Origin of the sequence: Pseudoalteromonas sp. S327, from assembly GCF_005886415.1 — a bacterium.
GTDB classification, from domain to species: domain Bacteria; phylum Pseudomonadota; class Gammaproteobacteria; order Enterobacterales; family Alteromonadaceae; genus Pseudoalteromonas; species Pseudoalteromonas atlantica.
In genome coordinates, this window is the sequence record NZ_PNDP01000055.1 from 46,316 (window position 1) to 66,932 (window position 20,617).

24 protein-coding genes and 1 tRNA gene are annotated in these 20,617 nt (G+C 36.7%); 18 read left to right on the forward strand and 7 right to left on the reverse strand.

Annotated elements, in window-relative coordinates; translation table 11 throughout:
- Window positions 1–25: 25 nt before the first annotated feature.
- Window positions 26–829, reverse strand: a complete 804-nt coding sequence (gene suhB, locus CWB60_RS16665) for an inositol-1-monophosphatase (protein ID WP_121638042.1) — start codon at window positions 827–829, stop codon at window positions 26–28.
- Window positions 830–1,280: 451 nt separating this feature from the next.
- On the opposite strand from suhB, the gene CWB60_RS16670 reads away from it, so the two are divergent.
- The gene (locus CWB60_RS16670) at window positions 1,281–1,697 is read left to right on the forward strand and encodes a VOC family protein (protein ID WP_004587607.1); all 417 of its coding nucleotides are present in this window, start codon (window positions 1,281–1,283) and stop codon (window positions 1,695–1,697) included.
- Window positions 1,698–1,767: 70 nt separating this feature from the next.
- Here CWB60_RS16670 and CWB60_RS16675 read toward each other — a convergent pair whose 3' ends face one another.
- Complete coding sequence (locus tag CWB60_RS16675) at window positions 1,768–2,424, reverse strand: LiaF domain-containing protein (protein WP_004587606.1); 657 nt, start codon at window positions 2,422–2,424, stop codon at window positions 1,768–1,770.
- A gap of 317 nt (window positions 2,425–2,741) precedes the next feature.
- Between CWB60_RS16675 and CWB60_RS16680 the strand changes: the two genes are divergently transcribed.
- The 5 genes from CWB60_RS16680 (at window position 2,742) to CWB60_RS16700 (ending at window position 5,847) form a co-directional block, all read left to right on the forward strand.
- Window positions 2,742–3,308: a BON domain-containing protein gene (locus tag CWB60_RS16680; RefSeq protein ID WP_004587605.1), complete on the forward strand. Its 567-nt coding sequence runs from the start codon at window positions 2,742–2,744 to the stop codon at window positions 3,306–3,308.
- 65 nt (window positions 3,309–3,373) lie between these two features.
- On the forward strand, window positions 3,374–3,532 hold the full coding sequence (locus CWB60_RS16685) for a YqaE/Pmp3 family membrane protein (RefSeq protein ID WP_004587604.1): 159 nt from the start codon (window positions 3,374–3,376) through the stop codon (window positions 3,530–3,532).
- A gap of 269 nt (window positions 3,533–3,801) precedes the next feature.
- Window positions 3,802–3,878: transfer RNA gene (locus CWB60_RS16690), tRNA-Ile, on the forward strand.
- 143 nt (window positions 3,879–4,021) lie between these two features.
- Window positions 4,022–5,170 carry a DUF8426 domain-containing protein gene (locus tag CWB60_RS16695; RefSeq protein ID WP_138579507.1) on the forward strand — a complete coding sequence of 383 codons (1,149 nt, stop codon included), beginning with the start codon at window positions 4,022–4,024 and terminating at the stop codon, window positions 5,168–5,170.
- The gene (locus CWB60_RS16700) at window positions 5,167–5,847 is read left to right on the forward strand and encodes a hypothetical protein (RefSeq protein ID WP_138579505.1); all 681 of its coding nucleotides are present in this window, start codon (window positions 5,167–5,169) and stop codon (window positions 5,845–5,847) included. Before CWB60_RS16695 ends, CWB60_RS16700 begins: the two co-directional genes overlap by 4 nt.
- 13 nt (window positions 5,848–5,860) lie before the next feature.
- On the opposite strand, the gene CWB60_RS16705 is transcribed toward CWB60_RS16700, so the two are convergent.
- Window positions 5,861–6,742, reverse strand: coding sequence for a site-specific integrase (locus CWB60_RS16705; protein ID WP_138579503.1), 882 nt, complete (start codon window positions 6,740–6,742; stop codon window positions 5,861–5,863).
- A complete protein-coding gene (locus CWB60_RS16710) occupies window positions 6,735–6,956 on the reverse strand; it encodes a hypothetical protein (RefSeq protein WP_138579501.1) in 222 nt (73 codons plus the stop codon). Before CWB60_RS16710 ends, CWB60_RS16705 begins: the two co-directional genes overlap by 8 nt.
- Before the next feature lie 507 nt (window positions 6,957–7,463).
- On the opposite strand from CWB60_RS16710, the gene CWB60_RS16715 reads away from it, so the two are divergent.
- Window positions 7,464–9,116 (forward strand): P-loop ATPase, Sll1717 family, encoded by a 1,653-nt coding sequence (locus CWB60_RS16715; RefSeq protein ID WP_138579499.1) that lies wholly within the window; start codon window positions 7,464–7,466, stop codon window positions 9,114–9,116.
- A 66-nt stretch (window positions 9,117–9,182) separates the two neighbouring features.
- On the opposite strand, the gene CWB60_RS16720 is transcribed toward CWB60_RS16715, so the two are convergent.
- Entirely contained in the window at window positions 9,183–9,446 is a 264-nt protein-coding gene (locus tag CWB60_RS16720) for a helix-turn-helix domain-containing protein (RefSeq protein ID WP_138579497.1), read from the reverse strand.
- Window positions 9,447–9,559: 113 nt separating this feature from the next.
- On the opposite strand from CWB60_RS16720, the gene CWB60_RS16725 reads away from it, so the two are divergent.
- The 8 genes from CWB60_RS16725 to CWB60_RS20765 all read left to right on the forward strand — a co-directional run bounded on the left by CWB60_RS16725 (window position 9,560) and on the right by CWB60_RS20765 (window position 15,229).
- Window positions 9,560–9,769: a hypothetical protein gene (locus tag CWB60_RS16725; protein ID WP_138579495.1), complete on the forward strand. Its 210-nt coding sequence runs from the start codon at window positions 9,560–9,562 to the stop codon at window positions 9,767–9,769.
- Between the two features lie 60 nt (window positions 9,770–9,829).
- Window positions 9,830–10,207, forward strand: coding sequence for a hypothetical protein (locus tag CWB60_RS16730; protein ID WP_138579493.1), 378 nt, complete (start codon window positions 9,830–9,832; stop codon window positions 10,205–10,207).
- Between the two features lie 518 nt (window positions 10,208–10,725).
- Window positions 10,726–10,926, forward strand: coding sequence for a helix-turn-helix transcriptional regulator (locus tag CWB60_RS16735; protein ID WP_033032042.1), 201 nt, complete (start codon window positions 10,726–10,728; stop codon window positions 10,924–10,926).
- A 56-nt stretch (window positions 10,927–10,982) separates the two neighbouring features.
- The gene (locus tag CWB60_RS16740; protein ID WP_283240971.1) at window positions 10,983–11,723 is read left to right on the forward strand and encodes a replication initiator protein A; all 741 of its coding nucleotides are present in this window, start codon (window positions 10,983–10,985) and stop codon (window positions 11,721–11,723) included.
- A gap of 547 nt (window positions 11,724–12,270) precedes the next feature.
- Entirely contained in the window at window positions 12,271–13,470 is a 1,200-nt protein-coding gene (locus tag CWB60_RS16745) for a reverse transcriptase family protein (protein ID WP_138579489.1), read from the forward strand.
- Window positions 13,457–14,170, forward strand: a complete 714-nt coding sequence (locus tag CWB60_RS16750) for a retron Ec48 family effector membrane protein (protein WP_138579487.1) — start codon at window positions 13,457–13,459, stop codon at window positions 14,168–14,170. The genes CWB60_RS16745 and CWB60_RS16750 overlap by 14 nt, the downstream gene beginning before the upstream one ends.
- A 157-nt stretch (window positions 14,171–14,327) precedes the next feature.
- Complete coding sequence (locus CWB60_RS16755; protein ID WP_138579485.1) at window positions 14,328–15,053, forward strand: zeta toxin family protein; 726 nt, start codon at window positions 14,328–14,330, stop codon at window positions 15,051–15,053.
- An 8-nt stretch (window positions 15,054–15,061) separates the two neighbouring features.
- Window positions 15,062–15,229 carry a hypothetical protein gene (locus CWB60_RS20765; protein WP_171036165.1) on the forward strand — a complete coding sequence of 56 codons (168 nt, stop codon included), beginning with the start codon at window positions 15,062–15,064 and terminating at the stop codon, window positions 15,227–15,229.
- Between the two features lie 50 nt (window positions 15,230–15,279).
- Here CWB60_RS20765 and CWB60_RS16760 read toward each other — a convergent pair whose 3' ends face one another.
- The gene (locus CWB60_RS16760; RefSeq protein WP_138579483.1) at window positions 15,280–16,596 is read right to left on the reverse strand and encodes a tyrosine-type recombinase/integrase; all 1,317 of its coding nucleotides are present in this window, start codon (window positions 16,594–16,596) and stop codon (window positions 15,280–15,282) included.
- Window positions 16,597–16,975: 379 nt separating this feature from the next.
- Here CWB60_RS16760 and CWB60_RS16765 point away from each other — a divergent pair, with 379 nt between their 5' ends.
- Window positions 16,976–17,500: a hypothetical protein gene (locus CWB60_RS16765; RefSeq protein WP_138579481.1), complete on the forward strand. Its 525-nt coding sequence runs from the start codon at window positions 16,976–16,978 to the stop codon at window positions 17,498–17,500.
- Window positions 17,497–17,898 carry a hypothetical protein gene (locus CWB60_RS16770; RefSeq protein ID WP_138579479.1) on the forward strand — a complete coding sequence of 134 codons (402 nt, stop codon included), beginning with the start codon at window positions 17,497–17,499 and terminating at the stop codon, window positions 17,896–17,898. The genes CWB60_RS16765 and CWB60_RS16770 overlap by 4 nt, the downstream gene beginning before the upstream one ends.
- A 642-nt stretch (window positions 17,899–18,540) precedes the next feature.
- On the opposite strand, the gene CWB60_RS16775 is transcribed toward CWB60_RS16770, so the two are convergent.
- On the reverse strand, window positions 18,541–19,362 hold the full coding sequence (locus tag CWB60_RS16775) for a DUF4437 domain-containing protein (RefSeq protein WP_138579477.1): 822 nt from the start codon (window positions 19,360–19,362) through the stop codon (window positions 18,541–18,543).
- 144 nt (window positions 19,363–19,506) lie between these two features.
- Between CWB60_RS16775 and CWB60_RS16780 the strand changes: the two genes are divergently transcribed.
- Window positions 19,507–20,460: a LysR family transcriptional regulator gene (locus CWB60_RS16780; RefSeq protein ID WP_055252628.1), complete on the forward strand. Its 954-nt coding sequence runs from the start codon at window positions 19,507–19,509 to the stop codon at window positions 20,458–20,460.
- The last annotated feature ends 157 nt before the right edge of the window (window positions 20,461–20,617 follow it).

The following is a 20,617-nucleotide window of genomic DNA, read 5'->3' on the forward strand; positions in this document are numbered from 1 at the left end:
TTATAATAGGGTTACATGCACTTTATTAGCGAAGTAACGCTTCAGGTAATACTGGGCGAATTTCACGGATAATTGCTTGCGTAAGCTTAGGTGCACCACAAATAATGTTACCGCTATTGTTGTAGTTAACGCCACCTGCAAAATCAACAACCATGCCGCCAGCTTCTTTTACAAGTAACTCGCCTGCTGCTGTGTCCCACGGTTTTAAACCAATTTCAAAAAAGCCATCAACACGGCCCGCAGCTACATACGCCATATCTAGCGCTGCAGAACCTGCACGACGAATATCAGCAGTTTGTGTAAACAATGCTTTAAACGCGTCTGTGTATGCATCTAAGTGATGTTTTTGTTTGAAAGGGAAGCCTGTTGCTAAAATTGAACCAGCTAATTCTACGGTTTTAGTAACGCGTAAACGCTTGCTGTTTAGCTGTGCGCCTTGACCACGAGATGCAGTGAAAAGCTCGCCACGAATTGGATCATAAATTACAGCTTGGTCTAAACGACCTTTTACTTTAAGTGCGATAGAAACCGCGAAATGAGGGATACCCTTGATGAAGTTAGTTGTGCCATCAAGCGGGTCAACAATCCATTGGTAATCTGCATCTTTGCCTTTGTGCTCACCTAGTTCTTCACCAACAATGCAGTGATCAGGGTAAGATTTTAAAATTGTATCACGAATTGCGGCTTCGGCTTCTTTATCAATGTTAGTCACTAAGTCGTTAGTGCCTTTTTGTTGAATTTCAACTTTTGATAAATCTTCACTTGCGCGAAGTAAAATTTTGCCTGCGTTGCGCGCAGCGCGAACCGCAATGTTTAACATTGGATGCATGGTATTACCTTTGGGTTGTAAAAGAACGTTTATATATTTAAGCCGGCGTATTTTAGCGACTTTTGCCATAAAGTAAACAATAAACCCCAAATACTTTTGTGTGTTTTTTGTACGGCCTTGAAATGCATGTAAATTTATTCGTATCTAAGACATGTTGGCGTGTATGGATTGAAATTTGTTCAACCGAAGGGCAACTTAATCACAGCGCGAAGTGCGAAGCCTTGGGGGCTCAATAACTTCCATGAAGCAAAGCTTCCGCGTCCTGCTCACGCTCCTTACCTACATCCATGTAGGCAAAGCTTCCGCGTCCTGCTAGCAAACATACTGTTGTAAAAATTAATCTTACAAGGGCAATACACGCCAATAATACTAAAAAGTAAAAAAAGTGCTTTACCTAAAGTTAGCTTGAGGTTTTATCTTGTGTTTAAGCATTCAACTAGGGTAAATAATAATGAAATTAGAACACGTACATTTAGTAGTAAACGATATAAATGCCATGCTTAAATTTTACCAAGCAGCCTTTCCTTATTGGTCAATTAGAAGTGAAGGGCATAACACCTGGTATGGCAAACCTAAGCGCTGGGTACATTTTGGCGACGATAACCATTACATTGCTATAAGCGATAATGGCGAGCATAAAAACAGAGATTTGGCAGGGCACCAAGTCGGACTGGCTCACTTTGCCTACGTTACAAACAACCTAGACGCTGTTATACAGCGCTTAAAACACGCCGGATTTAGCATTGATAAAGAGGGTGCAGAAAACCCATTTAGAAAAAACGTATATTACTTAGACCCAGCCGGGTTCGAGGTTGAGTTTGTGCAGTATATGAGTGACATTCCAAGCGAGCGTAATAACGACTTATAAAATAGGCAGTAACTAACGGTGTAGAAAAGCGCATAATATGGCTTTTCTACCCATTGTGTTTTTACCCGTATTATTTATTACTCACCCCAAGCTGGGCCTTTAAATCATTAGCAAAACTCACAAACTTTTCTTTAATGGTGCGTTTAACTTTTACCTCCACCGAACCTAAAACTGTTTTACCTTCTAGGTTAATTGTGGGGCCTTGACGCTTATTAAGCGACACCGTTTTGTTTTCAAAACTACCTAATATACAAAACATTTTAGAAACTACATTAACGTGCTCTGGTACGTAAATTTCTTCGCTGCCAAAAATACAATTTACATGCACGGTAACATGTTGGTGGGCAAAAATAGCATCAGTAAAATCTAAAACAATCGACCCCATATAGTTTTGAATGTAAATATCTTTAGGCACCACCCATTGGCCGCTACGCTCGCTTGAGCCTAAAATGCTTCGCAGTGTTAAGTTTTCTTCATCCGCTTGTTGGGCGCTGTAGTTAGGGGCAAATTGCGTTTGCTTTTGAGCACTGTACTGGGTATCTGTAGTAAGGGTTAAATCCTCTACTAAATTAAGTAACGCAGTATTTTCGGTTGCTTCCATTGCACTGTCTAAGCGCCTTTCAAAGGCTTCAGCTGAAATAACGCCATGGCTGTAGTTATAAATAAGTTGGTCTATCACTTGTTCGCGAACTTGCTCTATTGGGCGGTCTTCAATTTTTACAGACATGGGAATAATCCTTTTTATATGAGTTACCACTGTACATAGCAAGTGGTGTACCAAAAATTAACTATTTATATATCAATGGCTTATTGTTTTAGTAGCGCCGCTTAATTTATTATATTAACGATAGATTAACCAAAACAGCAATATAATCGTTATTTTCACCACTTAAGAAAGTTTTACCTAATAGCCTGTAAATGTTTACTCGGAGGTATTTTTATTTATACCTAATGAAATAGTTAACTCCATGAATTTAAAGTGTTAATAAAGTTGGCCTAAAGCTCGCATATATAAAAGTGTCTTTAATCAAAAGGAGAAAGATTATGAAAACATTCAACAAATCTATGATTGCGGCTTTAGTTCTAGGTACTACAGCTATGGGTGCTCAAGCGGGCACGTGGGAAAATGAAAGTAAAGATGCTTGGATTGATGGTAAGGCAGAAACAGTGCTTCTTATGAACACTAATCTAAACAACTTTGACATTAACACTGATGTAAAAAATGGCAAGGTAGTACTTACAGGTAAAGTAAACAGCGACCTTGATAAAGAGCTAGCTGAAGAACTTGTAATTAGCCTAGATGGCGTATCTGATGTAGAAAACAACCTAACTGTTGTGAAAAACATGGATATGGACGACAAAGATCGTGACACTATGGATGATGACGATAACGACTTAACTGACGCTAAAATCACCACAGTAATTACTACACGTTTCTTATTTGACTCAGAAGTTGACGGTACAGATATCGACGTTGATACCGACAACGGTATAGTAAAACTTAAAGGTTCTGTTGAAACAGAAGCTGAAAAGCAGTTAGCAGTAAAAATTGCTAAAAATGCTGAAGATGTTCGTGACGTAGTAGATGAACTAACTATTGTTGCTGAATAATACACTATACTAAAAAGCCCAGCTTAGCTGGGCTTTTTGCTTGTCATTTTTAAAGGAGCTATATCATGGATATCATTCGTATAATACTGTCGATTTTATTACCGCCACTGGGTGTATTTTTACAAGTTGGTTTAGGTATGCACTTTTGGCTAAATATTTTACTAACTTTACTGGGTTACTTCCCTGGTTTAATTCACGCTATCTACATTATTGCTAAAAAATAATGTGTGGTGTGTTCAATGTGAGCCGGCCACTTTTTTATAGTTATTAAAATTGTAAAAAAGCGGCTTACATACTTCTGTGTTTATTTTTCTGTTATTCCCTGCCTATTCGCATGCAAAAAGATTACTATTTAAGCAGTCAGCTTACTGATTGTTAAAATAAAGGTTTTTGCTAGTGACAAGCCTTAAAAAACTTTTTATACTGCAACCCGCTTTAGTCGCTCAGTGGCTAAACGCTTCAAAAATTAACTACCTCGTAGTTATACAAAGTTGGCCCCTTAGCTCAGTTGGTTAGAGCACACGACTCATAATCGTTAGGTCCCCAGTTCAAGTCTGGGAGGGGCCACCATTTTTACAAGCTTCCTAAGTAAACACCTACTAACAAAAATTACCCTGTGCTACCTCTGTGCTACTTTTAGTATAGCAAAGCTTTATAGTTAATATTTAATGTGATGTAATTAAAATTAGCGCTTAAATGACCAAAGGGAACAAATGAAACTTCATACAGTGGCAAATGACATAAAATATTGGGTTATCAGACCAGGCAATGATGCTGTCTACTTTAGGCACTTTATGCAAAATAGCGTAGTTGCTTTAGGTCATATTGATGATGTAATAAAAGAAGAAGGAGTTATCAAGTCAGTTGAGCCTTCGGATATATTTACAGCGCTAAAATCAGAACTAGACCAAAATAGAGCTCAAGAAGATGAGGCATCTGATAAAATATTGACAGACGAAGAAGCAAGGAAAGAGTCTGCACAAATAACATCAGCTGTAACCCAGGTTAAAACTTTTATAAATGATCTAAAAGTGGGTGATGTTGTAATTACACTTAACTCTTCAAAAGTTTTAGTAGGTACAATTAAGTCAGACGCATATATTGAAGAAGGTGATTTAAAAGCCCTGTTGATAGATGGCTCTGGCTACTCTTCTAAAATATTGAAATATAAATTACGAAGAAATGTAGAATGGGAATCACCTAGAAATCGAGAAACGATACCTAAGCCAATTAAGCCTAGCTTAGGACCAAGTCAAACGCTTTTCTCTATCAGTGAAGATAATTCAGAGCTTTTCACGCATTGGCTTTATAGTATTTTTTTACAGAACGGGCGCTTATATTTTTCTACTAAAATTGATCAAAGAAACAAAATCAGTCAATTCAATGTTACTGAATTCCAAAGAACTATACAGAAGTTAGAGTTGTTAGCTACGAAAATAGCTAGTAAGGACTTTGATGGAAATTTGTTTAATGAGATTGAAGAGCAATATATTTACTCCGGAATCCATAATGAGTTTTCATTGGTTACTAAAAACTCTTTTTTATCACCTGGCAATATTTGGAGTGACGTTGGAGGTGAGGCTACAAAGCTTGCTGTGTTTGCCGTGTTATTAGGAGGATTGTTCGGTGTAAATGTTGAAGCGAGTGAAGAGTTTACTGAAGAACAAAAAGTTGCAATTAATCAGACTGTTAAAGAAATGAAAGAAACAGGAAAAGGTAACTTTGATGTCTTTCAGGCTAGTATTAAAGCCAGTCTTGATAAACCTAATAAGTCAATAAAGCAAGTTAGTGAAGATACATTGGACGGTAAAAAAGAGATCACTTTCCCAAAAGTAAAAGCTGACGGAGACACTGGAATATGACCCTATTAGTGGGGGTATGTGCATCAGTTTTATTCATTGTATTCATTTTGTTATTACTTAAAAAAATACCAAATGATTATCCTAAATTGAGTGAAACTGTATACAATTTTGTAGCGGCTATAAGTATAGTTGCCGCAGGTGTGTGGGCCATTTCTACATTTAATATTTTAAATCAAAGAGATATAGCACAAGCACAATTAACGGAACTAAAAGAAAAGCTAAAAAATGTAGAGTCGTCGAAAATAGAGCTTTCAACAGAAGTAGTTAATTATGAAGGTATAAATAAAGATGAACGCTCTAAAGGTGTTATTGTAAAAATAAAAATCGTAAATGTCGGAAATACTCCTATTGAGTTTGATGTATCAAAATCTTCGGTAAAAATTTACCAAATTGAAGCTCAAGGAGTTGAGATGGGTTACAGCAAATTGTATGAACCACAAATTATCAGTGAGTTAGCAGAGATAGGGGGTGACTCAGAAAGTACACCTTTGACAAGCTTTGTTTCTTTGACTTCATCTGAAAGGGTACTAAGTTATTTTGCTGTATTGCCTAAAAATAGAATGTATTACATAGTGTTTTCAACAAAGCCCATAGAATTGAAAAATGATGGGCTTACAAAATGTGAGGAGCTCTCAGGTTGTAAGTGGTTTGTTTCTAAGTATATTTACTTGGAATAATATGGACTGCTCTTTACCTTAAATAAACTTCAGTAATTTCAGCTCTGAAGTGACCTAGCTCTTGTGATACAGTTTCGAGAGCTATTTGCCTACGAAGCCCCAAACCTTTTAGTTCATCCATTCTCTCTTGTGCGTAGCTATGCCTGAGACCATGACCGCCATTTGAAAAGAAGAGTGTGCGACTAGATGCTTTTGAGAATGAGCATGACCATTTATGACCACCACCAATATCATAACGTTGCAAATAGTTAATTTCCCTGTCACGAACCGTTATAGGCTGTGCTAAGCGCCTTTGTTCCAGCTGTGTAGCTAATGCGTTAGGTATTAATACATCTCGGATTAGGCCGCCTTTACCTTTCACTGTATAAATACAACCTTCTCGACCAAGCCATTTGCTGTCTAGCGCTGGACGGCTATCAGCTTTTCGCTCTGATACTCTGGCTATAGTTAATAGCTCATGGGCTCTTAATCCTGCTGCGTAGGCTATTTGTGTAGATAGATTATATTTTCTAGTTTGATGTTCACTAATTGCATGAGTTTGGACTGGAGTGTAGGCGCGAGACTTTTCGATTATCTCTTTTTCGGATTTTATTACAGTCAGCGTTTCTTTAGGGCCAAGCTTGCCGTTGAGTTTAAACATAGCTTGAATTGCTTGCCGTTCCATATCCAACGTTTTTTGGCCTGCAAACTCACTGCGGTAATCAAGGTATTTATAAGCATCTTGAATGCTCATGCCTTGCACACCATTATTGCCAATATCTTTTGACCACCGAGCTATTTTTATAAGTGCAGTTTTATAGCTTCGTGCGGTACCTAGAGATTTAATAATTTTGTGCTTATATAAGTTTTTAGCCAGCTTTTCCGCTTGCGTTTCTGGTTTTGCGAACTTAGGCATTTTTATCAATCCACCGTTTTACAGTTGTCCAATGTGCTCTCACTCTTTTACGCAATAGCCATCTTTGAAGATTGGCTATATTCGTATCTTCTTCGTAAAGAGCCAGAAGTCGCTGTTTATGTTTATCTAGCTTGGATGGCTTAAATCGTTTTTTACTGATCAATTTTTTCTCATTTTTTAGGCGCAATGCTTCTGCTTTAGCATTAAAGGTCATAGTTATTCTCCGGTGTGGTTGTAAGAAAAACTGGCTGATTAAGCTCAGCGGCTAACGCCTATTCGCCCCTGTTTTACGCATGCGTAAGGCTCGGACTGATCGCGCCTAAAAATCAAAAGACTTGGTTTTATAATGAAGCTGAAAGCTTCTGAAGTGGGGGTTACAGAGAATGTAACAACGTGTTGAAGGCAGCAGTGCAGCGCCTGTTTTATTCTTGCCCGAAGGGCTTGATTAATATTTAGATTAGCAGCTTTAATTAATATTTCAATCTGCAAATAAAAATCTGCGTGTAAGATACTCAAAAGCCCATACCCCGCTATGTGCAAGCCTATTTTAGGCTTCTACATAGCGGGGTATGGGCGAAGCCCAGAAAAGAGGAGGCAATTGCTCATGATGCCTCATTTTTAAAATTCAAATCTTAAAGCTATTTTAATCAACATAGTTTAAGTTTTGCCCAACATGTGAAAGTATATAGGTTGAAGATTCTTAGGTTTATATGGAAATAGAATGGCGAAAAGTCCTAAACAAGATTTTGTATTTAAGAAGCATATGTCTATTGGTGAGGCAGATGCAGAAAACGATTTAAACTTCTTAGCTGATTGTTTTGTTGATATTGGTGACTTTGAAGTTATAGAAAATACAGAAGCCCCGCAATCAATTGTTTTAGGTCGAACAGGCATTGGAAAAAGTGCTCTTTTGGAGCAACTAGAAAGTAGCTCTGAAAATGTTATTAGGATTGAACCAGAATCTTTAGCGTTAAGACATATTTCAAATTCTACAGTCTTAAATTTTTTTGAGGGTTTAGGTGTAAATTTAGATATTTTTTATAATTTGCTTTGGCAGCATACTTTCGCAGTTGAGCTTATCAAATATAAATATAACATTGACTCCATTCAAGCAAAAACCAACTTCATTGATTTAATAACCAACCTACTGTCAGGTAATTATAAAAAACAACAAGCCTTGAAGTATATTGAAGAGTGGGGGGACAAATTTTGGGTCGATACTGAAACCAGAATCAAAGAATTAACAGAAAAGCTTGAAGCAAGCCTAAAATCTTCGATTTCTTCAAATGTACCAGGTGTAAAAATCACTGGAGGTGCAGGAGGGGCAATGACAGAAGAGGTTAAGTCAGAAGTAATCCACTATGGAAAAAAAGTTGTAAATACTGTCCAAATTGAAAAATTAGCAAAGTTGGTAAATATTCTTGCTGATGATATTTTTAATGACCGAAAGCAAAAAACATTTATTGTTATAGATAGACTTGATGAAAACTGGGTAGATGATGAGCTTAGATATAAGTTAATCAAGGCTTTAATTGAAACAATTAAAAAGTTTAGAGCAATAAAACCAGTAAAAATAGTTATTACTCTTAGAACAGACTTGCTTCATCGAGTGCTTGATAAGACTAAAGATTCAGGCTTTCAACCGGAGAAGTACAATAGTTTTTATTTAAAAATGGGATGGAATCGTCCTCAGCTCAAAAGCCTGTTAGATATGAGGATTAACCAATTACTAAAGAACAAATACACTAATAGTGAAGTTTTTTTTGAAGATATCTTTCCGAATAAAATAGATAAGGTTACACCTCTTGATTATATTTTAGATAGGACATTGATGAGGCCCAGAGATGCTATTATATTTGTAAATGAGTGTCTTATTGAAGCACAAGGAAAAACTGAAATTACAGGCTCAATGATTAAGCAAGCAGAACTAGCTTATTCTCAAGGCCGTTTGGAGTCACTTAAATTTGAATGGCGAACTGAGCACCAATTGTTAGAAAAATATATTGAACTGTTACATCATAAAAATAGTAAATTTAAAGTTTCTAGCATTTTAGATGAAGAATTAGAGCAAGTAATTTTGGGCTTAATAGAAATCCCTAAAGAGCAAGGTGACTTGGCCGTCAAAAGCGCACATGACTATGTTAAATCTAGCTATCCATCATCTCTCTCTTTCATGACTCAAGTTAGGCAGAATATTTTGTATACGCTATACAAAATAGGCATTGTTGGTATCAAAGTTGATGGGACAAGCACTGTAAAGTGGAGCCATGATAGAACTCAAAACTTAACTCCTAAACTCATAGAGCAAACTTCTATTGTCTATATACACAAGATGTTATGGAGAAGCTTAGCAATTGATAAAAGGCCTTCTTAACAAAGGGGCTTTCAAATAACCCCTATAAGGGATAGTTATTTGAGATGAAGACACATGGGGAAGGTATTATGAGCACCATTCCCTAATAACACTTGCCAGCTCATCTTCAATACAATACAGGTACGCAGTTGGCACTTCTAAAATATCAGCCAGAGCTTTCACTGTTTTAAAGTCTGGAGAATGTACACCTTTCTCATATTGGTTCATTCTTGCTGATGCTGCAAACTGATCCATTCCAGCCAAAATTCCCAACTGTTTTTGCGATAGCCCTTTAGCCTTTCTTGCCTCTTTTAAGCGTTTTGGAAATGGTGATTCGTCATTAGTTTTCATTATTTATTGTTCTTAGCTTGAAAACTAAGAGTTTCTTAGCTTTAATTAAATCTAGATACTAAGGAATCCTTAGTTCTTTGCTTTTGTAACGAATTTAGTTTGGAGGAATGAGTATGCTCGAAACGTTTGTGTGTGTATTGGTCGGGGCTATCTACTTGCTGGTAAGTATATTTACAAGTGATGAGCAGTCGTCGAAAGAAAACGAGCAACTAGATATATTGAATGATGGTATGGGCAATATTATCGCTGATGGTGAATTTATGTCGCGTGAAGAAGCTGAGGATGCAAAATCACGGGGTGAACTTTACGACACCTATTACTAATCACTTAAAGAATAGGACAGTGATCAAAATTAGGCATGCCTAATTTTAAGGAGTAATGTAATGCTACTTTTAGAGCTATATAAAAATGTTGAGCTAAGGCCTTTCATCCCTGTAGTCGTTGAGTTTCAGAGCCGCTTGGCAGGTATCGAAGCTGAATGTGAACCATTAGGGCTATCATTTGAGAAAGAAGTGCAATCAGAGCAAGAAATGTTTTTTGCTTTGATTTCTCAAAAAGCGTTGGCTTTCGATGTAACAAATGAAATAGGTGAGGTTTGGGATATTAGGTTAGAGCCTTTCAGTCATTTCAAATCTCGAAGCAAAAAAATTACCTTCCCGTTCATGGGTAGTAATGAGCAGAAACAACAAAATATTAGTGAGTGGATGATTGCTTTGTGTAATTGGGAAGGATCTTTTCTATACTCAAATGCAAAGCATTAGCAGAGATTGCTGTCATGACATTATACGAATGGTTTCAAATGTGGATTTTAATGGTGTTAGTGATTCGCGCTACTCGACGCTATGACAAGCTGAAAAATGATCTTTTTGCAGCAATTAAAGATGGCAGGATTTAGATATGGCTCCTTTGTTAGTTGGTTGCGCTTTGATTCTAAGTCTTGTGATCTTCTTCGCTGTTTTGTTTCATTTCAAATGTAAATGATATTGCATAGAACCTCTCCAAAAGCCTACCTAAAAAGATTATCAAGCAAATTTTTTTGTAGGCCTTTTTACTAGCTAACTCCAAATCTAAAAAATAATACATATAAAAATTAGTTATTTAATTTTATTGATAACTAAATTAAGTTACTTTTCCTCTAAACCGTCAAAAACCCCCCGAAAGTTACCCCTGTTTTTCAAGGACAAGCTTCTTATCACTTAATTACCATTGTCGCTCAACTAATTAATAATGTGTTGAGCTAATAATTGAGCTCAACGCTTACGCTTTGAGGTCAATAATAATGGAAAAGGTATTTTATCGTTCAGAAGAAGTAGCCGACTTACTTTTTATCAGCAAACAAGCTCTTTTTAATCAAATCTCTAAGAACAAACAAGGCTGTGGAAATTATCCATTACCACCGCATATTAAAATTGGCGCTCGATTACTTTTCCCTGTTGAAGATTTTCACAACTGGTTAGCTTCTCAACCAAGAAACAAGTAACGCTAGTTATGGCGTATTTCGAGTGCAAAATGACTCATGTCAATTTGAAATCAGATATGTTTTCAATGGTGTGGCCTGTGTTTGCATTAGACGGAAAGTCTAAAGGTGTTTTGGATTTTTCATATAAAGGTGTATCGATAAAAATCGTTCCAAGCGTCCAAGGTCGAGCAACTATCAAAGATAAAGAAGTACTCATTTATTGCTTGAGCCATATCATGGCTGCAAAAAATGCTAAGTTAGAGCTTAGTAACACTGTTCGCTTTAACACCTATGATCTCCTGAAAGCCACAGGGAGAGGAACATCAGGAAAAGAGTACAAACTTGTTGAAAAGGCTTTATATCGACTCGCAGGAACTTTAATTACTACTGATTACAAGTTTAATGGCCGAAGATTTTTGGAAAATATGGGTCTCATCGAAGGCTTTAAGTTAATCGAAGGTAGTGGTTTAAGCCGCTGGCAAGTAACATTGCCCGATTGGCTCATTGAGATGATTGATGACAATGATGTATTAACATTACATGAAGACTACTTTCAATTATCAAAACCATTTGATCGCAGACTTTATGAAGTCTGCCGGAAGCGCTGCGGTAGGCCTTCTAAGCAAGTTATAAAGCTAGATAATTTACGTGAAAGAATTGGTATTAGATCGTCATTGTCAGATTTAAAAAAGCGGCTTAAGAAGATAGAAAAAATACTCGATTACCGATTGAAGGTGGAAGGCGACAGCTTATATATTTTTCGTGATACTGGAAGTGGAAGGATGGAACTCGCGAAACTGAACTCCGAACTTTTATAAACAGGGTAAAACACTGGTTAGTGTCGTACTTTTGATCTTGAATAATGTCGTACTTTTGATCTTGAATAGTATCGTACTTTTGATGAAAACTGTCGTACCTTTAACTTTTTTGATTCGTACTTTTGATTTTTTATATCCTCTGTAGCCCTTGTTATAGCTATATACTTAATGTTCTAAACACGGAAAGCACTAAACGTATTTATAAATATAGAAATAAACATTAATAGTATATTTAGGTAATACACCAATAGATTGACTTTTATCTAAAAATTATGTGAACATAGGATTAACGCAAGCGTATCGCTTGTCCCTTTTTATTAAATAAAAGCATGATTTTGGGCTTAATGCCTGTATTGACAGGCGTTCGTGAAAGCGAACTTGACCGAGGAAGCCCGACACCTTCCCACTCGAAACCAAGAGTAGAGGTTGACGTCTAGGCTAGGCCGTTTTGAGGAATGGCGTACCCAAAATCTTTTTAATAAAGAGGGCATTCCTCAATTCATCCTATAGTATGGGCAGGCCTAGCCTACTAGTAAAAGTCTATGATATGGAAGTTATTGATTATTTTGCCAAAGACTCTGACAATTCTATTAGCTCTATAAAAAATTTATGTAGGGCTTTAGACTTAACTGAGAGTGAGATCAACGAAGTTAGGGCTCTAGGCTCTGATAGTTATATTCAGTCTGAAATTCCCAAGTCTTCAGGTGGTTTAAGAAGAGTATATAACCCTCATTATAAGTTGAGAAAAGTACAGCGAAGAATCAACAACCGTATATTCAACCCTAAAAGTGGTGCCATTGTTCATTGGCCAAGCTTTATTTATGGTTCAATACCAAATCAAAATCTTCTTGATGGTGATATTGATCACAAAGATTATGTTGCTTGTGTATCTAATCATTGTTTGAGCCGTAGTCTCCTTAAAATTGATGTCCAAGATTTTTTTAATAACATTCACATCGACCATGTAACCGATATTTTTAAAAACTTCTTTAAATATTCAGATGATGTATCCGAGTGTCTTGCTGAGATTTGTTGTTACAATGGCTTTGTTGTCCAAGGCGCACTAACCTCTAGCTATATCGCTTCTTTATGTTTATTTGATATTGAACCTGAAGTCGTCAAAAGAGTTAGGAGAAAAGGGCTTAGGTACACAAGGTTAGTTGATGATATTACTGTTTCATCATTAGAAAGAGATTATAATTATTCTTATGTGAAAAATTTAATTATAGATATGCTTCATCAAAAGGATTTGCCTATCAATGAAGAGAAAACTAACGTTTTTAGAGTATCAGAAGGTCCTCTGTTAGTTCATGGTCTCAGAGTCTCATTCCGAGAGCCAAGGTTACCTTCAGATGAAGTATCGCGAATTAGAGCGTCAGTGAGAAATCTTGAAAAGTTAGCATCAGAGCCAAAATTTAGAACAACTCATGCTTATCGGAAAGATTTTAACCGCTGTATGGGGAGAGTTAATAAGTTAAAACGTGTTGGTCATAATCAACATAGAAAACTTATAACTCGACTGTTAAAAGTGTCACCTAAACCATCTAAAAAAGATTTAAAACGTATTGAGGTCATGCTTGAAAGGTTAGAGCGTGATTATGATAAAAAAGCTGGAAACTATTGGTTTTATAAACGCTTTTACAGAGCTCAAGAAAGGTTAAACTTAATAGCAAAATCCTACCCGAACTTAGCCAAAAATTTAAGGCTTCGATTAAAATGTGTGTTCCCAATATATGACAAACACTAAAGAGCTAAAATCTAAATTTTTACTTTTCAGCTTAATACCAATTATAACTAGTTTTGTAATTGCTATATTGTTTTACATAGCAACTATGTCGAAGAAAAGTATAAGTAGTTTGGATATCTGCTTCAGTAACAGTTGTGTTCAAAACTTCGTGTCAATTTTTTCTGCTTCATTAAAAACAATTGAAATAGGAGCATCGATAAGTATAGGTGTTACTACCGTATATGGTATTTTTATTGCTTTAGAAAATTACTTAAGTCACCAAAAAACGGCGAAGTTCTCAAATCACCTTGCGAACTACCAGTTATTTAAAGGTTTTGTTATTACTGAAGTGGGTAATACTCACCGGCTTTCACCTAAAGCTATAAATACATTTAAACTTTATAATTTGATTTTCCCAAGTTCTAGAGAGGGTGAACTGGAGCCTTCAAATAAATATCGCAACTTTTTATGCGAGCTTAACTCAATCATAAGTGATAGTAATGCTAAAATCACAGATTTAAAATCAGGTGAGTTTAAGTACAAGCCCCATCAAAAAAATATCAAAGAATTACTATTAAAAGCAGGAATCGAAATTGAATTTTTGCCGCGAAGAGATTTTTATGACATTGAAAGTGATGTACTAAAAATAATAGATCGGATTAACTCAGAATTTTGCCATTATGCAGAAATGCCATCCCTTTTAAAAAGAAAGTATATCTAGTTTAAGTGCATGATTGATAGTTCTAACGAGTCCTTTCTTGCTTACTTAATAAATAAGACAAACTATTCATTTAGTAAAATTAGAGCTATAAATTGATTGGATTACTCACAAAAAAGCTCTTAGGTGACATAATGAAAAGACGAGAATAGGGTTTTAGATGACATCAGAAGAACTTGAGCAGAATGCCATAGCTTATGCTAAAAAACACAGAACACGTATTGCAAATGAACTAACGGATGAAGATAAGTTTCCTCCAGATATGAGACCTGTTTCTGTTTTTATGGCGGGTTCTCCTGGAGCTGGCAAAACGGAAGCTTCAAAAGTATTTTTGGAAGAGATTGGCGAGAATAATGTTCTCAGGCTTGATCCCGATGAGTTAAGAGAGCTTTTACCTGGGTACACTGGTGATAACTCTTATTTGTTTCATCGCGCTGTATCATTAATTGTTGAACGTACTTTAGATCGCGCTTTCAAAAAGAAACAATCTTTTTTGTTAGATGGAACATTAGCAAGTTACAGTGTTGCAAAGAAAAATATTGAGCGATCTATCAAAAAAGATAGATCTGTACTTATTTTATTTGTGTACCAAAATCCAGAATACGCGTGGGAATTTGTTGAAGCCAGAGAGAAGTTAGAAGGGCGTAGAATTTTACCAAATACTTTTATAGATCAATTTTTTGCATCACAAAATGTTATAAAGGAACTTAAATTAAAGTTCGGTAGTCAAATCCAAGTAGATTTGTTAGTTAAAAATAACAAGGGTAAAACACGTTTTTATCATGGTAACGTTCAGGCAATTGAACATCATTTAGATGAAAAATTCACTAGAGAAGATCTGGAGAGCCTGATAAAATCATCGTCCAGCTCAAAAAACGAGCTTTAGGAGTGCCTATGTTTTCAAATTTAATAAAGCCAAAGCAAGTTCAAAATTCTAAGCTTTCAGATTTTGTACTTGACTCAAGTTCAAGTGAGAAAAAGCGAGTTTATAATCAAGTTATTGAGCGAGCAATTTCCTCTCAAGTACAGGTCGTAAATAAAGCACCTGTAGCTCAACGGTAATAAAAAGTCCCACATAGGGACTTTTTTGATTTAAAAGAAATTTATAAATATTAATTTAACAAAGTACTCATCAACTCAACCTTCTGTTCCTTAGTTAAGCTTGCCAACAGACTTTTCATTTCACTCATTTTATTTACTGGCTCTCGTTCAATCAAACCAGCATATTTGGCTATTGTTTCTGTTACCTTTTCTGCGGGCTCTTTAAGCTCTTCAGCGGTTAAAATTAAATAGCCAGCAGTTACATCACTTTTATCTGTAATATGGTTTAGAAGGCGTTTCAGGAGGTATCCTGATACACCGCTACTCTCAGCCATTGATGTAAATGTGCGGCGCAAATCATGCGAAGTGATTTTTACTCCTGCAATTTGGCATACATGTTTCAACGTTTTTTTAGGATCAGTAAGGTAGCCTTTTTTACTTTTTGTACCAAACACATAGTCAGATACCTTGTATTGTTTTCGTCGATTAAATATCTCTGCTAATCGATCTGTAATAGGAAACTCAACGTCCAAGCCATTTTTTGTATCTTCTAAAATGAATATCCTATCTTCAAGGTGTACTTGTGACCAAGGAAGTTGCAGTAACTCTGATCTTCTTAGGCCTGAAAAGGTTAAAAATTCTAGGTAATCACAAAAAGCAACGCGGCTATTTTGACGATACTTGGCAGCTTCATTTCTAACTTCATAAAGTGCGTCTATGAATGGTTTTAGTTGTGAACGACGCAGTCTTGTTGTTTTACGCTTTACATTATTCCAGTTTCGTTTTTCAGAAAGTGCATCTACAGGATTTTCTGGAAATAATGAACGACCTTCTGAAGATTTGTATTCAGCTTTAGCAAAGTTAAATAAAGCACGCATTAGGCGCATGGTATAATTTGCCTGAGCAGGGCTTCTTGAGGTGATTTCTCGTTGGCGTTTTAAAATCATTGTTTGATTAATATCGGCTAAGCGCTTGTTATGCCAGTCTGGTAGATAGCAGCCCATTTTTTGCTTATAACCTCTTTCAGTTATAGGCTTTAGATCTCTAGATTCGATGTATGAATCAAAAGCTTCTTTCAGAGTAATCGAAGCCGCTCTAAACTGGCGCTTAAGGTCATTAGGATTAATACCTTCAGCTATATCTGCCATTACCTTTCTAGCCATTCGCCTTGCATCATCGAGTGCAATTGATGGAAAGTAACCAAGGGTGACATTAATAGGTGTATCTCTCCCTGGTATCTTTTTATAAACTCTAAATGATTTTTTACCAGCTACGCTCACATCTAAAATGAGTCCTGACAATAGACTGTCATAATAGCGAGTGCGTTTACCGTTTGATTCTATCTTTTCAAGCGACAATTCTGTGAAGCGAAATTTTGTGTCTGACATATGGTGCTACCTCTGTGCTACTTTGAACGTAAAATTTAACGTTCTGAAATACATAATGATTTATGCATCAGAGGTAAGGGGGATTCAATAACCCTATGATATAGCTATGAAAATTAGTAAATAGTTATATCAAAAAGTAACTCGTAGTAAGTCCTTGTTTTGCAACTCATAATCGTTAGGTCCCCAGTTCGAGTCTGGGAGGGGCCACCACTTTTACAAGCTTTCCAAGTAAATACCTACTAACCGAATTACCCTGTGATAATAGTTTTAATAGCAATAGATAAATTTCTATGCTTGTTCTGGTTTCATATAAATTCGAGCCTAGAATATAATCAAAAATTAATGTACCCTTTTTGTTTTTAATAAACGAGGGAATGTTATGTCAAATAAAATTATGATAGAACGAAATATCGGTGTTTTACGTGAAAAAATCAGAAGCGCTGATACTACGACAGTTATGGGGTGTGTTGCTATTGCAACGAGCGCAGATATGTTGTCTGGAGCTAAGCTATCTAAAACACAATATAGTTTCATCGTAAACAGTCGCCAGCGATGTAATTTAATAAAAATTGCTCTGTACAAAGATTTAACTAAGTTAATTAGTGAGAAGGCTATACCCAAAATATTATCTGCTGCTGATCCTACCTCTGATTTATCAAAAGCTGCTTTTATGACTGAAGCCTCAGCAGATTCTATAGGAGAAGCTTTAGAGGTAAAAACGGGCATACCGGCATTCAAAACGGCAGCTGTTTTAAATGCGTTAAGTACAGGTGTTCAGATTAAAACAATGTGGGATATACAAGCTATTGAGGATGGCTTTGCGCAAAGTCCAAGGCAGTTTGAGAAGTTATTTGCCGATTGGAGAAGCTGGAATATTGAAGAACGTTATCAGGTGGCTCGATGAAAAAATTATTAATTTTACTTTTACCAAGTACATGTTTTGCACAGTTTTCAGACTTGTCATTGTGTGAAAACAAACAATCTATGCTAGGTATGGAGTTCTATACTCACTGTGTGGGTGTAGCTGACGCTTCTGTAAAAAAGTTGGAATCCGATGTAACAACTAAGCAGCTTTATGATTACATTACTTTAGGGCTCAAAGACGCAAGTACTTTAGAAAGGTTTCTCTCAGATGATTTGATTGGAACTTTACATGCAATTATATCTATTGATCCAGAGCTACATTACTATACTACAGTAGGTAATAATGTTTTAGTGATGACCAAAGAAGGACTAAATATTTTTGAAAAACACGATGGTTATTGGTTACAAAAATTAGTATCAAAAAAGCCCAATAGATAAATATGTTGCTATTGCATGATGAATGGTATGTGTAATTACTTTAAGTAAGTTTGTAGTTCCAGCCCTAAAGTGAGCTAGCTCTTGTTAAGTTGTACAAGAGCTATTTTGCGTATGGATAATGACTCAGTTTTTTCTCTTTATTATTAGTTGTACTCGGTGACTAGTTGTTTACTTGAAGCGGACAAATTATTCAGTAGCTAAGCCGAAGAGGGTTTTATAGCAAGAAGATATTAGAGCTAAAACTCTTTCAATCGTGAAGAGGGGTTTATGGCAAAGTTATTAAATGCGTTATTAGTACTTAAGTGCTGGTTATAGGCAAAGCCTCTGCGGCTCAACGATAATTAAAAGTCTTTAATTGGAACTTTTTAGACTTGGCTAAGAGTGAACTTACGTAGTTAAAAGTTGAACTCTACTACCTCAAACTATGTACCTCAACTTAAGTTAACTATCTTAATTTTTAATACATTTAAAGTTTGACCTGTAAACTTATAATTATAATCTCAGAAACAAGTTAATTGTTTTGTATACATTTTTAATGTAGGTATCTTAGTATTTGGAAGGGAAGTTGCTGTATTTGTTTAATGAGAGTTTAGGGTCTAAATAAGTAGCCTCTAGCAATGGCTTGCTAGAGGCTTTAACCAATTAATTTACTTGGTACTTACTGTTAGTACGAATGTAAATAGTGGCTGTTTTGTCGCTAGTGTTCTCAATCGTGTGGGTAAAGTTACCGGTTGATTCTACATAGCTGCCTGCGCTTAGGTTTTGCGCTTTATCTTGCTCGCTTGAGTTGTACTCAACGGCGCCGGCTATAACAACAGCACGAAATTCGCTTGCATCTGTTTTTATTTCACCTTTAAAGCCGGCAGGAAGTTTAATCATTGAGCCGTTCATATCGGCTGTACTTCCCCAAAGGTAGGCTGTTTGAACGCCTTGGACGTTAATGTCGTTTAAATCGCTGCTGTTTAGCCATACTATGTTGTCTGCATGTAGGTTTAACGGGCGCTCACCATTATCAAACTGGGCATTAGTTGGTTTAACTAAGTACGGCCCAGAGTCGATTTCTAAGTAAATTAAATTTGTTTCAGCATTGGCTGCAGTGGTGTGGTTTTCACCTGCAGGTTGTGTCCAAAACGAACCCGCTGGCATCCACATTTTTTCAGCTGTTGGGTCGTCATTATGCATTTGCCCTTCAATAACGATACCGCGGTAAGTAATGTTGTGAATGTGCGGCGGAGATTCAAAGCCTTTTTTAAAGCGTACTAACATGCCTGTTGCGGTGTCGGTTGTGCGGTTTCCCCATAAATCTGCAGCGCCAGGGCTTTTATCACCACGTAGCGGGTTTAAGTAACCCCAGTCAATATTGCTTGCAGCAACAACTTTTGATGTGCTTTGCTCTGCAGAGGCTGGCGTTGATATAAGTGTTGCAACCAGTGCAAGAGTTGATGCGTTTAGTAAAAATTTCATTTAAAAGCTCCGTTAAGTTGGTATAGCGCTATAGTACGGCTTAAAATTCAGTCAATAAATGGGCATAAGTTAAATACACTTTCGCAAAAACGTGGATAATAACGTTATAGTTACGCATGCTGGTTTATGCAATAAGAGGGTTGGATGAAAATAGCTGATTTACAAGTATTACTCAAAGTGGCTGAGCTGCAATCAATTACAGCTGCTGCAAATCAATTAGATATGAGCTCATCGGCTGCAAGTGTCTCGTTAAAGCGTATAGAGCAGGCGCTTGGGGCGCAAATATTTGTGCGCACAACAAGGCAAATTCGCCTCACGCCTGAAGGGGAACGGTATTTACCTCTGTGTCAGCAGGCACTCGATTTATTGCAACAAGGGCAAGTGCTTATTCATGAGGAGCAGCAATCTATTAGTGGTGAAGTGCGAATAGCAGTGTCATCGGAAATGGGGCGCAACCTTATGCGGGTATTGCTAAATAATATTATGGATAAACACAGCGAAGTGACGCTGCGCTTACAAGCAAGCGACAGCCGCGCTGATTTTTACCGTGATGGAATTGATGTTGCGCTGCGCGCCTTAACTAAAGAGGCCGCACAGGAGCTAAATTTATACGGCTTTAAAATTTGTAACATTGCACACGTGCTATGTGCCTCGCCTGAGTACATTAAAAAGCACGGTGAGCCGTTAACGCCAGATGACCTACTGAATCATAATGCCCTTTTATATAAGCTCTACGAGGTAGTGCATGATGGGTGGGAGCTGTATAACGATAATCAAAAATACAAGGTTAAAATGAGCAGCGACCGCGCCGTTAACGATGGCGATATAGTAAGGCGTTGGTGTGTTGATGGCACCGGGATAGCCAAAAAATCGGCCATTGATGTAGCTGAAGATTTATTAGCGGGCAGACTAAAAAGGTTAATGCCCGATTACAAAATCCCCCTCACTGAAATGTGGTTAGTACTACCTAGCCGCCAGCTTATAACGCCCGCAATTAGGCTTATTCGTGATGAGTTAAAACACACTGTTAGCCAATTAAGAAAAAACCTGATTGCGCAAGGGATAATTAACGAGCAAGAATGGCCCGATTCACCCTAGTGCACCTTACGCGAGGTTAGTTTTAGCTAGCCTTGCGCCTTTAAAATTTAATTCGCTTTCCTGTGGTTGATTAAATTAAAATACACGCTCTTCTTTTATGTTCTATTTTTTCTAATTATTGGGCTTATTGCTCAGCTGATCCTATATTTATTCTAAG

Bases quoted from the DNA above. Each gene is read 5' to 3' on its own strand.
- CWB60_RS16780 (WP_055252628.1), top strand. From the start codon at position 19,507: ATGAAAATAGCTGATTTACAAGTATTACTCAAAGTGGCTGAGCTGCAA.
- CWB60_RS16765 (WP_138579481.1), top strand. From the start codon at position 16,976: ATGTCAAATAAAATTATGATAGAACGAAATATCGGTGTTTTACGTGAA.
- CWB60_RS16750 (WP_138579487.1), top strand. From the start codon at position 13,457: ATGACAAACACTAAAGAGCTAAAATCTAAATTTTTACTTTTCAGCTTA.
- CWB60_RS16685 (WP_004587604.1), top strand. From the start codon at position 3,374: ATGGATATCATTCGTATAATACTGTCGATTTTATTACCGCCACTGGGT.
- CWB60_RS16745 (WP_138579489.1), top strand. From the start codon at position 12,271: ATGGAAGTTATTGATTATTTTGCCAAAGACTCTGACAATTCTATTAGC.
- CWB60_RS16695 (WP_138579507.1), top strand. From the start codon at position 4,022: ATGAAACTTCATACAGTGGCAAATGACATAAAATATTGGGTTATCAGA.
- suhB (WP_121638042.1), bottom strand. From the start codon at position 829: ATGCATCCAATGTTAAACATTGCGGTTCGCGCTGCGCGCAACGCAGGC.
- CWB60_RS16670 (WP_004587607.1), top strand. From the start codon at position 1,281: ATGAAATTAGAACACGTACATTTAGTAGTAAACGATATAAATGCCATG.
- CWB60_RS16760 (WP_138579483.1), bottom strand. From the start codon at position 16,596: ATGTCAGACACAAAATTTCGCTTCACAGAATTGTCGCTTGAAAAGATA.
- CWB60_RS16730 (WP_138579493.1), top strand. From the start codon at position 9,830: ATGCTACTTTTAGAGCTATATAAAAATGTTGAGCTAAGGCCTTTCATC.
- CWB60_RS16725 (WP_138579495.1), top strand. From the start codon at position 9,560: ATGCTCGAAACGTTTGTGTGTGTATTGGTCGGGGCTATCTACTTGCTG.
- CWB60_RS16715 (WP_138579499.1), top strand. From the start codon at position 7,464: ATGGCGAAAAGTCCTAAACAAGATTTTGTATTTAAGAAGCATATGTCT.
- CWB60_RS16740 (WP_283240971.1), top strand. From the start codon at position 10,983: ATGTTTTCAATGGTGTGGCCTGTGTTTGCATTAGACGGAAAGTCTAAA.
- CWB60_RS16705 (WP_138579503.1), bottom strand. From the start codon at position 6,742: ATGCCTAAGTTCGCAAAACCAGAAACGCAAGCGGAAAAGCTGGCTAAA.
- CWB60_RS16680 (WP_004587605.1), top strand. From the start codon at position 2,742: ATGAAAACATTCAACAAATCTATGATTGCGGCTTTAGTTCTAGGTACT.
- CWB60_RS20765 (WP_171036165.1), top strand. From the start codon at position 15,062: ATGTTTTCAAATTTAATAAAGCCAAAGCAAGTTCAAAATTCTAAGCTT.
- CWB60_RS16755 (WP_138579485.1), top strand. From the start codon at position 14,328: ATGACATCAGAAGAACTTGAGCAGAATGCCATAGCTTATGCTAAAAAA.
- CWB60_RS16735 (WP_033032042.1), top strand. From the start codon at position 10,726: ATGGAAAAGGTATTTTATCGTTCAGAAGAAGTAGCCGACTTACTTTTT.
- CWB60_RS16675 (WP_004587606.1), bottom strand. From the start codon at position 2,424: ATGTCTGTAAAAATTGAAGACCGCCCAATAGAGCAAGTTCGCGAACAA.
- CWB60_RS16710 (WP_138579501.1), bottom strand. From the start codon at position 6,956: ATGACCTTTAATGCTAAAGCAGAAGCATTGCGCCTAAAAAATGAGAAA.
- CWB60_RS16770 (WP_138579479.1), top strand. From the start codon at position 17,497: ATGAAAAAATTATTAATTTTACTTTTACCAAGTACATGTTTTGCACAG.
- CWB60_RS16700 (WP_138579505.1), top strand. From the start codon at position 5,167: ATGACCCTATTAGTGGGGGTATGTGCATCAGTTTTATTCATTGTATTC.
- CWB60_RS16720 (WP_138579497.1), bottom strand. From the start codon at position 9,446: ATGAAAACTAATGACGAATCACCATTTCCAAAACGCTTAAAAGAGGCA.
- CWB60_RS16775 (WP_138579477.1), bottom strand. From the start codon at position 19,362: ATGAAATTTTTACTAAACGCATCAACTCTTGCACTGGTTGCAACACTT.